At 46.0% G+C, this 13,648-nt stretch carries 13 protein-coding genes; 8 read left to right on the top strand and 5 right to left on the bottom strand.

All coding sequences use genetic code 11. From position 1 onward, the window contains the following. Positions 1–191 precede the first annotated feature (191 nt). The 3 genes from V7R88_RS10560 to V7R88_RS10550 are packed head-to-tail and all read left to right on the top strand — an operon-like array spanning position 192 to position 2,414. Positions 192–1,211: a Gfo/Idh/MocA family oxidoreductase gene (locus V7R88_RS10560; protein WP_054397918.1), complete on the top strand. Its 1,020-nt coding sequence runs from the start codon at positions 192–194 to the stop codon at positions 1,209–1,211. 37 nt (positions 1,212–1,248) lie between these two features. Beyond that, positions 1,249–1,413, top strand: a complete 165-nt coding sequence (locus V7R88_RS10555; RefSeq protein ID WP_154815072.1) for a hypothetical protein — start codon at positions 1,249–1,251, stop codon at positions 1,411–1,413. A 23-nt stretch (positions 1,414–1,436) separates the two neighbouring features. Next, positions 1,437–2,414, top strand: a complete 978-nt coding sequence (locus tag V7R88_RS10550) for a Gfo/Idh/MocA family protein (RefSeq protein WP_054397916.1) — start codon at positions 1,437–1,439, stop codon at positions 2,412–2,414. A gap of 76 nt (positions 2,415–2,490) precedes the next feature. Here the strand turns inward: V7R88_RS10550 and V7R88_RS10545 are convergent, their stop codons facing one another. After that, positions 2,491–3,354 carry a MurR/RpiR family transcriptional regulator gene (locus V7R88_RS10545; protein ID WP_054397914.1) on the bottom strand — a complete coding sequence of 288 codons (864 nt, stop codon included), beginning with the start codon at positions 3,352–3,354 and terminating at the stop codon, positions 2,491–2,493. A gap of 160 nt (positions 3,355–3,514) precedes the next feature. Here V7R88_RS10545 and V7R88_RS10540 point away from each other — a divergent pair, with 160 nt between their 5' ends. Further along, the gene (locus V7R88_RS10540) at positions 3,515–4,453 is read left to right on the top strand and encodes a LacI family DNA-binding transcriptional regulator (protein WP_054397913.1); all 939 of its coding nucleotides are present in this window, start codon (positions 3,515–3,517) and stop codon (positions 4,451–4,453) included. An 18-nt stretch (positions 4,454–4,471) separates the two neighbouring features. After that, positions 4,472–5,242 carry a Cof-type HAD-IIB family hydrolase gene (locus tag V7R88_RS10535; RefSeq protein ID WP_057717449.1) on the top strand — a complete coding sequence of 257 codons (771 nt, stop codon included), beginning with the start codon at positions 4,472–4,474 and terminating at the stop codon, positions 5,240–5,242. A gap of 86 nt (positions 5,243–5,328) precedes the next feature. Here the strand turns inward: V7R88_RS10535 and V7R88_RS10530 are convergent, their stop codons facing one another. Together V7R88_RS10530 and V7R88_RS10525 are read right to left on the bottom strand one after the other, a co-directional pair. Then, positions 5,329–6,225, bottom strand: a complete 897-nt coding sequence (locus V7R88_RS10530; RefSeq protein WP_057717450.1) for a ribonuclease H family protein — start codon at positions 6,223–6,225, stop codon at positions 5,329–5,331. 144 nt (positions 6,226–6,369) lie between these two features. Then, on the bottom strand, positions 6,370–7,326 hold the full coding sequence (locus V7R88_RS10525) for a nucleoside hydrolase (RefSeq protein WP_054397907.1): 957 nt from the start codon (positions 7,324–7,326) through the stop codon (positions 6,370–6,372). Between the two features lie 199 nt (positions 7,327–7,525). On the opposite strand from V7R88_RS10525, the gene V7R88_RS10520 reads away from it, so the two are divergent. Further along, positions 7,526–8,086, top strand: coding sequence for a nitroreductase family protein (locus V7R88_RS10520; protein ID WP_054397905.1), 561 nt, complete (start codon positions 7,526–7,528; stop codon positions 8,084–8,086). 18 nt (positions 8,087–8,104) lie between these two features. After that, entirely contained in the window at positions 8,105–8,989 is an 885-nt protein-coding gene (locus V7R88_RS10515; RefSeq protein ID WP_003642687.1) for a polyphosphate kinase 2 family protein, read from the top strand. A 122-nt stretch (positions 8,990–9,111) separates the two neighbouring features. Here the strand turns inward: V7R88_RS10515 and V7R88_RS10510 are convergent, their stop codons facing one another. Both V7R88_RS10510 and V7R88_RS10505 read right to left on the bottom strand, forming a co-directional pair. Continuing rightward, complete coding sequence (locus tag V7R88_RS10510; RefSeq protein ID WP_057717451.1) at positions 9,112–10,872, bottom strand: Ig-like domain-containing protein; 1,761 nt, start codon at positions 10,870–10,872, stop codon at positions 9,112–9,114. Positions 10,873–11,144: 272 nt separating this feature from the next. After that, the gene (locus tag V7R88_RS10505) at positions 11,145–11,906 is read right to left on the bottom strand and encodes an alpha/beta hydrolase (protein ID WP_054397902.1); all 762 of its coding nucleotides are present in this window, start codon (positions 11,904–11,906) and stop codon (positions 11,145–11,147) included. Positions 11,907–12,029: 123 nt separating this feature from the next. On the opposite strand from V7R88_RS10505, the gene V7R88_RS10500 reads away from it, so the two are divergent. After that, a complete protein-coding gene (locus V7R88_RS10500) occupies positions 12,030–13,025 on the top strand; it encodes an NAD(P)/FAD-dependent oxidoreductase (protein WP_003642692.1) in 996 nt (331 codons plus the stop codon). Positions 13,026–13,648: the final 623 nt, after the last annotated feature.

Genomic DNA, 13,648 nt, shown 5'->3' with positions numbered 1-13,648 from the left:
AGTTTAATTTTAACGCAATCATGTGAATAAAAGAATTATCTGCGATGATTAATTTGGGTTGGACCTAATGTTTAAAAATAGACTGATTAGGGGTTAATTATTGAACGTTTTGACCTAAAGTTTGTCATTTGCTTGGCGTGGCATTCTAAGTCAGTATAATGAAATTATCAACTTAACTGGAGGACATCACGATGTTAACAATTGCTTATATCGGCAATGGAAAAAGCGCTAACCGCTACCACTTGCCATTCGCACTGAAGCTTAAAGATCAAATCAAGGTGAAGACTATCTATTCACGCTCAGGACGCCAGAATTGGCAACCAATTGCGGGCGTTCATTATACGACCACGTTAGCAGACATTTATGAGGACCCTGAGATTCAGCTCGTGGTTGTTTCGACGCCTAGCCATACCCACTATTCGGTAGCTAAGGATGTCTTGAATCATGGTAAGAATGTCTTGGTGGAGAAACCATTTACGGAGACCTCGGCAGAAGCCCAAGAACTTTTTGAACTCGCCAAGCAAAAACAGTTGTTTATTCAGTGTTATCAGAATCGGCGCTTTGATTCGGACTATTTGACGACACAAAAGGTCATTGAAAGCGGGGTCCTTGGTGACTTGCTGGAAGTCGAAATGCACTTTGATTATTTCCGGCCAGAGGTGCCAACCAATGTTGATCATTTTTCATTAGATACGAGTTATTTATATGGTCATGCTTGCCATACTTTGGACCAAGTGATTGCATACTTCGGGGAGCCGGATGACGTGCACTATGATGTTCGGCAACTATTGGGAAGTGACCGGATGAATGATTATTTTGATATCGACCTGTATTACGGTGCCTTGAAAGTCTCTGTAAAATCTAGCTATTTCCGCATTAAATCACGGCCAAGCTTCGTGGTTTATGGCAAAAAGGGCATGTTCGTCAAAGCTGACAAGGACCGTCAAGAATACGATCTGAAACATTTTTACATGCCGAATCACGCTGACTTTGGTATTGATCAACCTGAAAACTATGGCACGTTAACTTATATCGACGATGCAGGCCAGTACCATGAAGAAGCCGTCGTCTCGGAAGTCGGTGACTACAGTCGGGTATACGCCGGCGTCTACGACAGTATCATCAATGGACAACCTAAGCTCGTCAAAGATGAAGAAACGTTGCTGCAAGTAAAAATGTTAGAAACTGGCATTCAACAATGCCGCCATTAGTATCGCTTGGGTGTTGCACTAGCCCAGCTACTAGTACGTGTCAGTTTTAAATGGTTGTTCGTCGGCCGGTGCGCGTCTTCGGGGGCGGATGCCAATTGTTGGCGGTCGGCGCAAGCCGACGCTGGCTAAGCATGTTTACGCAAACTTGAGCTTTTTTCAGTGGGCCTTAGCTGGTTTCATTTGGCCGGTATTAATTCGTTAATATAAATTATGAGGAGGATTATGATGCGATTAGGAATTTTAGGAACAGGCAAGATTGTTCAGGACTTCTTGCCAATGGTGAAGCGCATTCCCGCGATTGAATTGGTGGGGTTGCTGTCAACGCCGCGGAGTGTGGCGCGAGCCCGCGAGCTGCAAGCCACGTATCGTATTGGAACGGTCTACACAGATTATGCAGCTTTGCTAGCCGATACGACAATTGATACAGTGTACGTCGCTTTGCCGAATTCGTTACATTATGACTATGCGAAGCGGGCATTGCAAGCGGGGAAGAACGTCATTTGTGAGAAGCCGTTTACGTTAGTGGCATCTCAGTTAACGGAACTAATCGAATTGGCAGGTCGCCAAGACTTAGTGTTAATCGAAGCAATTACGAATCAGTATTTGGAAAACTATCAGGCAATCAAACGTGATTTGACCAAGTTGGGCGACTTGAAAATTATCGAATGCAACTATTCGCAGTATTCATCACGTTATGATCAGTTTAAAGCCGGAACGATCTTACCAGCTTTTAATCCTAAGCTTGGTGGGGGCGCCCTGATGGACTTGAATATTTATAATATTCATTTTGTGGTTGGCTTGTTAGGCGCACCAACGCACGTGCAGTATTTAGCTAATGTTGAACGAAATATTGATACATCAGGCATCTTAGTGTTGACCTATCCGAATGTTAAAGTCGTTTGTATCGGTGCCAAGGATTCGACTTCACCAGTACGTTCCACGATTCAGGGGACGACTGGTTCGATCATTGTCAACGGGCCTACTAATACGGTCGAAAGTATCACTGAAATTGCACATGATGGAACGACAACTGATTTAGCGCTTAATCAAGCTGAGCATCGGATGTATGCTGAGTTTGTGGCGTTTGAACGTCTTATTGCTAATCACGATATGGTAACCGTTAAGCGGCAATTAGATCATTCCCAAGCTGTCATGGAAGTTGTTGACCAAGCGTTAGCGAGCGCGGGATTGCAATTGGGCTAATGCGGCGTTGCTAACGTCGCCACACAACGAAGCAAAAAAAGCGTGTCCTGGAAACTGCAGGACGCGTTTTTTGCGGTTATTTTGTGGTAAGCGGGCCGTCCTGGATTAGGTGCTGTTTTTGTCGCAGGTCTTGTAAATGGTGATGAAAATCATGTGCATACATGACTGCGAAAAGACTGTCTAAGACGTATTCAAACGCCGCTTGGGATGCAAAAGTACCGATTTTGGCAAAATTATATTCACTCTGAACGGTGAGCAAGTGCTGGGTCGCTTGACTGATGAGTGGTGATTGTGGATTACCTGTTAGGACAATCATGGGAATTTGATGAGCGTGAAAATAGGTGGCAACTTGCTGATGGATTTTAGTAGTACCAGCATATGAAATAATCAGAGCACAATCATCAGCTGTTAAGTTGGCTGCGTTCCAGGATTCGTCAGCATATTCTTCGGCGATTATAGCAAAACGATTGATTTTGACGAGTTTATTTTGAAAACTACGGGCCCGTAGTTGTGAGTCACCTTGCGAGAAGATAAAGATTCGTCTTGATCGCGTCAATAAGTCAGCAGCTTGGGCCAATTGGTTCGTATCAAGTTGCTGCTGAGCTGTTTGAATGGCTCGAATATTCAGGGCGGCCATCTTTTGGCTGATTGTGGCGACCGAATCTGTTGCTGAGAACGGGAAATTGGCATCTACAGTGGCGGCTTGATGTGCCTGGGCAATGCTTTCAGCAGTCAATTCCCGTTGAAAATCGCGAAAGCCCCGGTAATTCAATTTTTGGGCCAATCTGATGATTGCTGAATGGGATGTGTACGTCTTAGCGGCTAGGTCCTTGATCAGAATAGTTGGCATTTGATCTAGATGTGCCAGAATATAACTACTGATCCGTTGTTCAGTACTAGTAAAGTCTGACTGTTGTTGCAAGGCAATTAAGATTGACATGTCATCGACCTCCATAGTTATTATCATACGGTTAATATTGGGAAAAAGCGACGATTATCAGAAAACTGAGCAAAATCAGCTTGACCTGGTACCGGTTTCATAAATTATGGTAATTATATGAAACAACGTGGTATCATCAACTGAGAGAGGAAGTTCTGTGATGACGAATATTCATGATATTGCGCGACTATCGGGTTATTCTGTCTCGACAGTCTCGCGGGTAATTAACCATCAGAAGTATGTTGCGGATGACAAACGGGCCAAAGTTGAGGCTATTATGCAAGAACTGGATTACGTGCCTAACCGGGTCGCTCGTGATTTAAGTCGGGGGCGGACGAAGACGATTGGTGTGGTACTACCATATGCGAATCACCCGTATTTTGCACGGGTAGTTGATGGTATCGTCAGTGCAGGCTTTGCGGCGGGTTATAAAATCATGTTGCTACCGACTAATTATGATATGACGATTGAACGCCATTATTTAGAAGACCTGCGAAGTAAAGCCTATGATGCGCTGATTTTCACGTCACGTAGTAGTTCACTGGATACACTGGAACGTTATCGGAAGTATGGTCAAATCGTCTGCTGTGAAGATCCAGGCGATGGCCGGGAATTGGCCGCAGCTTATACCGACCGCATGGCTTCATATGTTACGGCATTACGGTGGGCGAAGCAACAAGGTTATGCGACGATGGGCGTTATTTTGAGCCGTAATAACGTCATTAGTGCGAGTACACGGGTGACGCGGCGAGCCTACCACGAAGTATATGGTCAGTTGGATGACGAGCGACTCTATACCGGTGCTGCCACCTATGAAGACGGTTACCACGCCGGTGAGTACTTTGCCAATCAAGCGTCTCGCGTGGCCGCGATTTTTGCAAATGGCGATGATATTGGGGCGGGCGCCTATCAATATTTTATGGATCACGGGTTAGCCCCCATTCCAGTGATTGGACAGGAGAACTTGCTGACGAGTCGACTCTTGAAGTTTTCGACGATCGACCATCATCTAGAATCATTGGGTCAGTCAGCATTTCGATTGGCAATCGGCAAGACCCGCACCCATGAATTAATTAAATCAGAATTTATACCGCGATAACTTGGAGGAGCAATTAATATGGTAGCAAGATTAGCAGTTTTTGACATTGATGACACACTATTGGCTCGCAATAAGCAGTTATTACCGAGCACTATTGAAAGTATTCAAGCACTTAGAGATAACGGGATTCATGTAGCCATCGCCACGGGTCGCAATTTAGCGATGGCCCGGCCAGTTATTGATGCCTTACAATTACAAGATTATGTACTGTGCAATGGTTCAGCAGCGTTTGCCGGTCGCCAACAAATTCATCAACACACCTTATCTAAAGACAATGTTGGCAAATTGGTTGCGGCGGCGGATGAACAGAATATTGACATTGTGGTCGAATCACTGGATGGGCTACATATCCACACACATCCGTCAACCACGACGCGCCAGGTGTTGAACACGTTTCGGGCACCTGAGTTGGATTATGCCCCTGATTACTATCAGCACCATGATGTGTATCAGGCCATGATGTTTTACCCGGATGTCCAAAATCGATTGTTGCCGCATCCAGATGAGTTTTCCTTTGTTCGTTTTCATGAACGCGGGGTTGATATCATTCCCAAAGCGGGATCTAAGGCGCAAGGAATTGCAAAGCTGGCAGCGGCACTTAATGTCAATTCGAGTAACGTTGCGGCCTTTGGTGATAATGATAATGACCGAGAGATGATTCAGAGCGCCGGTATTGGGGTTGCTATGGGTAACGCGAAAGCTGAGATTAAAGCATTAGCAGACGTTACGACGACCGATTGTGATCACGATGGCATCGCCAATGGACTAAAAAAAATTGGTTGGCTATAAATTTTAATGAAATAAAACTGTGATCCAAACAGCTGACTTGCGGAATTCAGTTCCAGCAATCAGTATGTTGGGGTCACAGCTTTTGATTAGTTATCGCGTAGCAGCTTCTTAATCGCCGCTACTGAACGGGCGACTTGTTCGGGATCAACTGGCTTTTTTTCAGCTGGTGTCGGGCGCACAGTGGCCGACTGATTAGACTTAGTTGGTGTTGGGCTCGACATAGTCGGCTGCGGCACATTAGTTTTAGTTGGCTGTGGACTAATTTTAGCACCAGTCGAGGCTTGAGCCGGCTGACCAGCGTGCATCTGATCCATAGTCTGATTCAACAAATGGTCGACAAAGACATTGCCCTGATTGGTAGCATGGCCCTTAGTCCAGCGGTAATTGAGTGCAGTGAATGCTGGAAGCAACCGGTCGACTTCACGCCATAACTCGGCGTTAACTAACGGACCATTACTGCGTTTCCAGCCGCGTCGTTTCCAACCAGCCAGCCAGCCCTTAGTGACTGCGTTGAGGACATACTGTGAATCAAGTACGAACAGAATCCCAGTCTTAGTTTGACCAAGCTGTTGCAATTGTTCAAGAGCTCGTAAGAAGGCCATGATTTCCATGCGATTATTGGTGGCACCCCATTCGCCGGCAGAGTCAGTGACGAGTTGGTCGGGCATTTCAATCCGATAAGCCCAGGCAGCCTTATCATCTTGGTGCACGTGCTGACCGGCAACGTTTCCGGTATTTCGCGAACCGCCATCAGTATAAACAGTAATGGTTGCGTTGACCGGCGCTTGATTAGATATTGATTTTGAGTGAGCTGGTCGGGTTGGACTGGCCTTACCAGCCATAAAATCCTGAGCGTCTTTCTCGCTTGTGAAGCTCTTGTACTGTGCTTGTGGATAACCGCTAACTTGCTTTTGAGTTTCGGGCCAGGTGCGGTAAATACCAGGTTGGCGTCCCTTACGAACAGCGTAATATTTTTGTGCCATGACGATACCTACTTTCTGAATGGTGATACTGCTAATTTAACATAAATTGCCGTGGGAAAAATGAAAAATTAGCAGACTTGTAAATAATAACAACCGGATCACGGAAGCGAACTTCTGTGATCCGGTTGCCATGATGAAATATAATTAATGGGCTTTAAATAATGTCGTCAGGTAATTCATGAAGGTCTTCAAATAACGATCCTTGTCGACCGTTAACGCAACCGTCACGTTAGTTGGGTCATTGAGTCGTGCAGGGTCACCAATTGTCCGGCCGTAATCTTCACCACTCGCTTGGACGTACATGTTTAGATCCAACGTTGTGACAAAACTTGGATCGAGTGAAACGCCGACTGCCAGTGGATCGTGTAAAGCACAACCGTGTAAGTCAGGACTCGTAATATCGTAAGCCGCAATGTAATAGTCAACAATGTCAGCAAACTTTGCGCCCGCAGTTGTCTTTAAGTCCCGCCATTGTTGTGTTTCAGTCTTGGTTAATAATGTCCGTAACGTTACGTCGAGTCCGACCATCGTAAGAGGCATCGCACTGGTGAAGACGGCGTTGGCCGCTTCGGCATCTTGATTAATATTGGCTTCAGCGTAGTGACTGACATTACCTGGAACAGTCAGTGCACCACCCATTAAGGTCACATTACCAATGGTGCTGGCAATGTCTGGTGCTTTTTCGAGTGCTTCGGCCAAGTTGGTTAAGGGACCGGTTGGCACTAGGGTCAGATCGGCGCCATATTGGTGAACGGCATCAATTAAGAAGTCGACACCGGACTGCTTTTCCACGGCGCGTTTCGGTTCAGGAAGGTTCACGTCGCCGATACCGTTCATGCCATGAATCTGCTGTGAAATCGGCATAACGTCAAAGTGTTCCGTCGTACTGGAGTGGGGTTCACCTAGAAAGACGGGTACGTCAGTGGCACCTAGTAGTTCTAGAATTTGTAAACTGTTAATCGCCGCCTGATCCACTAGGCAGTTCCCATAAGAACTGATAATCCCAATTAAATCAACGTCGGGTGCACCGACTGCGTAGGCAATGGCCATTGCGTCGTCAATCCCGGTGTCTAAGTCTAAAATCATTTTACGTTTTGCCATGTAAAACATCCTCCCTGATTAGGTCTGAAGCGCTATAAAGCTATGTTTTAATTGTAAACGTTTCAGCTGATGCTGACAACGGCTAGCGGCGAATTAAATTGACTTTAGCTAGAAAAATGTTCGGATATATTTTACGATAACGCTTACTGGCGAAATGGCCCGGGCTGTTTTATACTGACAATTAAGGAAGGTGAAGCTGATGACGACGAATAGTCCATTAGAAGCAATCATGAATGCGCGCCATTCGGTTCGGCAATATGACGGCCAAACTAAAATTGGGCGTGAAGAAATGGCCGCGATGTTACAGACCGCATTTTTGGCACCAACCGCGTTGAATCAACAACCGATTCGGGCGTTGGTGATTGAGGATGCAGCCTTGCGACAACGGTTGTGTGCCGCGACTGGTAATACCAGTCAGTTAACTACGGCCAGTGCCGTCGTCTTATTTGTGCTGGATTGTGAAAATCAACACCAAGTGCCAGCGTTTCAGGCCAGTCAGGGGCAACAATTTGATACTGGTGACGAGACCATTGGCGCCCTAGATGCTGGCCTGATTGCGATGCAATTTATGTTAGTGGCTAAAGATCATGGCTTTGATACGAATCCGATGACCGGGTTTGATGCTGCCGGATTCACGTCTATTTTGGAACTGGACGCCCAGCGGTATCGGCCACTATTGCTCGTTTCAATTGGCAAAGCGGCCGTTGCTGGCAAGCCAGCAGATCATCAACCATTAGCGACATTAGTTGACTATCGATAATTGAGGGGAAGCTAGAACGTGAATTTTGAAAAGCACTATCGATATACTGGAAAGCAAAAATTAGGATTAACTAAATTAGCAACGGCGGTTGATCCAGAATTTGAAGATGAAAAGGTCATCAAGGCGCAAATCGCCAAGAATATTAAGCAACTGACTGAGCTGCAAGGTAAGTTATATGCACAAGACCGATTTGGTGTTTTAGTCATTTTTCAGGCGATGGATGCGGCGGGTAAGGACAGTATGATTCGCCATATCATGAGTGGGGTCAACCCCCAAGGCTGTGAAGTCACATCGTTCAAGCAACCAACTACTAAAGAAATTGCGCATGATTATTTATGGCGAATTCATGATCGGGTTCCCAAACGCGGCATGATTGGGATCTTCAATCGGTCGTATTATGAAGACGTACTTGTTAGTCGAGTCCATCCGGAAATTATTGTGAATGAGCATGTTGGTGAGATTAACGATAAGAAACAAGTGGATGATGCTTTTTTTGAACGTCGTTTTAACGATCTTCGGTACTTTGAAGATTACTTGCAACACAATGGCTACTTAGTGCTCAAGTTCTTCTTACACATGTCAAAGGCGGAACAGAAGCAACGTTTTATTCGCCGTATTGAAATTCCAAGTCACAACTGGAAATTCTCAGCTGCCGATATTCAGGAACGGCAGTATTGGGATGATTATCAGCGTGCTTATGATGATGCTATCACCAAGACGGCTACTAAAGCGACACCGTGGTACGTCATTCCGTCGGATAGTAAGTGGTATTCGCGGCTCTGTGTTTCGGAAATCATCAATCAACGCCTGTCGGAATTGCCATTAGCGTACCCCTCACTAGATGCGAGTGCGCAAGCACAATTAAAAACGGCGCTGGAGCAACTAGATCGTGAGACCGACTAACAAAGTATCGCGCAGTGTTACTAGCAGCAAGTTGAAATTATAAAAAATGAGCTACTCACACCGTTGATCGTCAGTTCAACGCGACGTGAGTAGCTCATTTTTTTGACGGTGTGACAAGCTAATTATGAATGCCGATGCTTAGTTCGGCGTGTCAGGACAAAAGCGCTACCGAGTAATCCAATCAATAAAGCGAGACCGATAGCTATTGACCAACTTGCCGAGTGTTCGTTAGTTTGTGGCAACGACTTATTTATCGGTGCTGAGCCTGCAAAAGCTGTAGCCGCCGATGCTGGTAAGGGATTAGTTGCCGGAACCGTTGTGGCGGTCGTGTTAGTCGAATTTGTCGCTGGATTGGCAGGTGCTGACAGATTACCACTGACGCTTGGTGCGGGGGTCGATGGAGACGACTCATTTGGAACGGCTGGAGTGACGGCCGTTGGTTTTTCAGGTGTTACGGTTCCTGGATTGGTGGGCTTAGGACCACTCGGCTGTTCTGGTGAGACGGTACCCGACTTTTCTGGTTCAGTGATTCCGGGTTTCTCCGGTTCAGTGATCCCGGGTTTCTCCGGTTCAGTAGTCCCAGGTTTTTCTGGTTCAGTGATTCCGGGTTTCTCCGGTTCAGTAGTCCCAGGCTTTTCAGGTTCGGTGACTCCGGGTTTCTCCGGTTCAGTAGTTCCAGGTTTTTCAGGTTCGGTGACTCCGGGTTTCTCCGGTTCAGTAACGTTAGGTTCCTCAGGTTCGGTAGTACCCGGTTTTTCTGGTTCAGTGACGTTAGGTTCCTCAGGTTCGGTAGTACCCGGTTTTTCTGGCTCAGTGATTCCGGGTTTCTCGGGTTCAGTAGTCCCAGGTTTTTCTGGTTCAGTGACCCCGGGTTTTTCCGGTTCAGTAGTCCCAGGTTTTTCTGGTTCGGTGATTCCGGGTTTCTCGGGTTCGGTAGTCCCAGGTTTTTCCGGTTCAGTAACTCCTGGCTCTTCATCTTCATCGGGATCTGTTGGTTCCGAAATACCTGGATTTTCGGGAACGTCCGGTTCGGTGACTGGCCGTGAAATCGTGGCTGTCGCGGATCCCTTGTTGCCGTTCTTGTCAGTATAGGTGACATTATTTTCAAAAGTTGCATCGCCAGTGGGTTCGTTAGTCTTAGTTTGGTAGGTCAAAGCTAACTCTGACGTAAACGACCCCGTGGTACTAAACGTCAATTGATTACCATTCACACTCGTATTGACGGAAATAATATTACCTGTCTCATCGCGTAGGACGGCGCTGCCATTGACATACGTTTGGTTCGGACTCAACGTATCAACAAAGGTGGGATCAACGAGCTGATTGTTATTAGGCAAGACACGAATCGTCCAGTTGATCCGCCGTGGATTAGCTTCGTCAGCCCATTCAGCTGATTTCTCTAATAAAATCGGGGCTAAGTTACCAGGATGACTAGGAACGGTTCCGAAGGCGTCCAATTGAACAAACCCTTTCCGATTACGTGGTCTAGTTTGATAGGCCTGATTAAATGTGACGAGACCTGTATGTGCACCAGCAGCAATGAAGAAGGTTCCGATAGTACCTGCAGTGGTTCCTTTCATTGGAAAAGCCTCGTCATGTGGAATACGAACGTTTTCGGGGACTTGGAAAGCCATCGTGTCGCCCGCTTTGATCTTGAGGTTATCAGGGATGCGCCAGTTGTAATTGATCGTGTACGCTTGGTCTTCTGGCAATTGTGCATCGTGAGCCATTACCTTGCCCTTACTATCTTTGATAACCGCACTATTAACATCGTTGCCCGTTGCTTCGATTACGTTGCGGGCCTGACTGACTAAGGGGGGCCCGAACATCAAAAAGAAAATTCCAGTAAGTGCTAATAATAACCATCGCCATTTTTTGCGCATGGTAATCGCCTCCATTAAGATATACCCATACATTACCACCGTTGTACATGGAAATCGCTGACAAAACACCGTTTGCTAGCTTAACTAACGGTATGCGGCCAGATTTAGCAGACTTTTTTGTGATTGCGTTATTAACTGATATGTGATGTTTTAGGATACCAGAAAAGACACCATTTGCCATCCCATCCAAGGGACGTAAGGGTGTCCGAATCCTGTTAAATTAGAAGTGTGGCGTGCTTCAGGTTGATTGGCAGCACACCTCGATGAATTGATCAGTTGCCGTACAAGAACTGGATGATGAGTAAGTCGACCTGTGGATTGATATGCAGCATTGAGTGGCTGGCGGTCAGGGGACTGCCGTGAATGATTTTGGTTTTGGGTGACCAACCAGCTGCCAATAATTGATGGCTGAATTTAAGTACGGCTTGTAAATTGACGCCGCCATCACCACTTGTATGCCAAACATGGCCGGCAATATTCAATATCGGCAAGGACCGTGGTAACCAGCCTAACTGCCGAGTGGTCAAGCCCGGATAGGTCGAGCCAATGGTCACAAACTTATTGATTTGTGCGTGTTGAGGAACTTGCGCTGTCAGATAATCAAAGATGATATTACCTCCAGATGAGTGACCGACAGCATTGTAGTGGGTCACATGGTAGCGTTTTGCGAGCACTTGCATGACAGTAGCAAACTGCCGAGCTTGACGTTTCGCATGATGATTATCGGCAAAGATAACCTGAATCGTTGGGTTGTTTTTTAGTGGTCCGAACTGTTGGACGGTCACGTGGCCGGCGTGACTGACATGGACGACCAATCCTTTTGTCATCAGGTGTGCCGCGGTTAAGCGGTGCACAAAGCCGTCGGTAGAAAATGCGCGCGCGTAATCGCCACCGACGAAGATGGTCGGAATACTCGTTTGGGCGACCCGCGTTTTTCGTAATGGGGTCAAGCGATGTTGCCAATAGGATCCAATCCCTACGACCAGGGTCGCACTAATAATGGCCATGATTTTAATAATTTTAATTCGTCGCATCACTGATCCACCTCGCCTTTGAATCCTATTATAGTCGAATTAGTAAAAATTGCTTTTGCAAACCTTCGCCGAATCCACTAGAATGAGAAGCAATAAGTCTACATAGAAGAGAGCTGGGAAACGATGAGTGCAGAATATGATTTAACAATTATTGGTGGTGGCCCGGTCGGCATGTTTGCAGCCTTCTATGCTGGTATGCGTAATGCGCGGGTTCAGTTATTAGAAAGTCTCCCCGAATTAGGGGGTCAGGTTCAGGCTTTGTATCCTGAGAAGATCATTCATGACGTTGCGGGATATCCGGCAATCAAGGGCCGTGAACTGGTGGCACAACTTGAAAAGCAACTCACACAATTTCCAATTGACATTCAATTGGCGAGCCCGGTGACGGATGTCACGGGAGCGATGGGTGATTTCACGATTACCACGGCGAGTGGACAGCAGTCACATTCCAAAGCGATTATCGTAGCGACTGGGAGTGGGGCTTTTGAACCCCGGCGCTTAGCAGTCGATAATGCGGCTGAATTTGAGAATAAGCAATTATTCTACCACATTCCAAGTGTCAAGCAATTTGCGGATCGAACGGTACTAGTTGCGGGTGGTGGCGACTCAGCCATCGATATGGCCTTGATGCTTGAACCCGTTGCTAAGCACGTTTATATCATGCATCGGCGTGATCGGTTCCGTGGGATGGAACACAATGTGGACTTGTTAAAAGCGTCTTCCGTTGAAATCAAGACGCCATTTTTGATTAAGCAACTTGCAGAGACGGCTACCGGACAGTTACAGCTGACGATGAAAGAGGTTCGCGGCACAACTGAAGAAACATTGGCCGTTGATGATTTGATTGTTAACTATGGCTTTATCGCGGATAATAAAGTCATCCGAAACTGGCACGTGACCCCAACCATGGCCCACCGACTCATCACCGTTGATACGGAGATGAATACCGACGTACCTGGGATTGCGGCTATTGGTGATACGGTGACTTACGCGGGCAAGTTAGGCTTGATTGCCAGTGGCTTCGGGGAAGCTCCTAACGCGGTCAATCAGTTAATGATGACCTTGTATCCCGAACGACGGAGTCCACTGCATAGTACGACCGTGTTTGAAAAAATGTAAGTTTAAAAGAGCTGCGATATAACTGGCGCTATACAAGCAAATAGGACGAGAAACCGAATCTTGGCTTCTCGTCCTATTTGCTTGTTCCTTTAAGAACCCGCTTTATTGGCGGCCTGTTGTACCATGAAGTGGTAGAAAGGCAAATGTTTTTTTAATCTAGATAGCTTTGGTGTGTCTTAAAATAAAAAAACAACCGGTCGCTCCGGCTAAACTTTTACAATGTATAAGTTTGTACAAAAAAATACACAAAATTTACTGAAAATTGATAACGATAAAGAAACGCTGTTGTTAAGATAAATTCGTAACATACTGCCTGTTGTTAACGTAGAATTTGAGAGGATGATTCTGTTTATGGCAAAAGGTTCCATTATTGATGGTGTGTTAGTTTAGATGATTAGATTTTATATGTCACTAAGTGTTGTGAAGCATACGATACTTTATTTGTGTTTTATTTTTCTATTACTGTATTTAAAAAAGCGTTATCCAGACAATGTAATTATCGGTTTTTTTAAAAAATACGGTGGTGTTTTATTAATAGTATGCTTCATTTACATTCTATCGCAATTTGGATTGCCGGTTACCGCAATCGATGTTCCAATAGTTCTTGGAATTTTGGGTATTTC

Source organism: Lactiplantibacillus argentoratensis (assembly GCF_037290055.1).
GTDB lineage: Bacteria > Bacillota > Bacilli > Lactobacillales > Lactobacillaceae > Lactiplantibacillus > Lactiplantibacillus plantarum.
The sequence above is the reverse complement of the archived record's forward strand: the minus strand, read 5'-3'. Positions and strand labels throughout refer to the sequence as shown.

Bases quoted from the DNA above. Each gene is read 5' to 3' on its own strand.
- V7R88_RS10560 (WP_054397918.1), top strand. From the start codon at position 192: ATGTTAACAATTGCTTATATCGGCAATGGAAAAAGCGCTAACCGCTAC.
- V7R88_RS10550 (WP_054397916.1), top strand. From the start codon at position 1,437: ATGCGATTAGGAATTTTAGGAACAGGCAAGATTGTTCAGGACTTCTTG.
- V7R88_RS10545 (WP_054397914.1), bottom strand. From the start codon at position 3,354: ATGTCAATCTTAATTGCCTTGCAACAACAGTCAGACTTTACTAGTACT.
- V7R88_RS10540 (WP_054397913.1), top strand. From the start codon at position 3,515: ATGACGAATATTCATGATATTGCGCGACTATCGGGTTATTCTGTCTCG.
- V7R88_RS10535 (WP_057717449.1), top strand. From the start codon at position 4,472: ATGGTAGCAAGATTAGCAGTTTTTGACATTGATGACACACTATTGGCT.
- V7R88_RS10530 (WP_057717450.1), bottom strand. From the start codon at position 6,225: ATGGCACAAAAATATTACGCTGTTCGTAAGGGACGCCAACCTGGTATT.
- V7R88_RS10525 (WP_054397907.1), bottom strand. From the start codon at position 7,326: ATGGCAAAACGTAAAATGATTTTAGACTTAGACACCGGGATTGACGAC.
- V7R88_RS10520 (WP_054397905.1), top strand. From the start codon at position 7,526: ATGACGACGAATAGTCCATTAGAAGCAATCATGAATGCGCGCCATTCG.
- V7R88_RS10510 (WP_057717451.1), bottom strand. From the start codon at position 10,872: ATGCGCAAAAAATGGCGATGGTTATTATTAGCACTTACTGGAATTTTC.
- V7R88_RS10505 (WP_054397902.1), bottom strand. From the start codon at position 11,906: ATGCGACGAATTAAAATTATTAAAATCATGGCCATTATTAGTGCGACC.
- V7R88_RS10500 (WP_003642692.1), top strand. From the start codon at position 12,030: ATGAGTGCAGAATATGATTTAACAATTATTGGTGGTGGCCCGGTCGGC.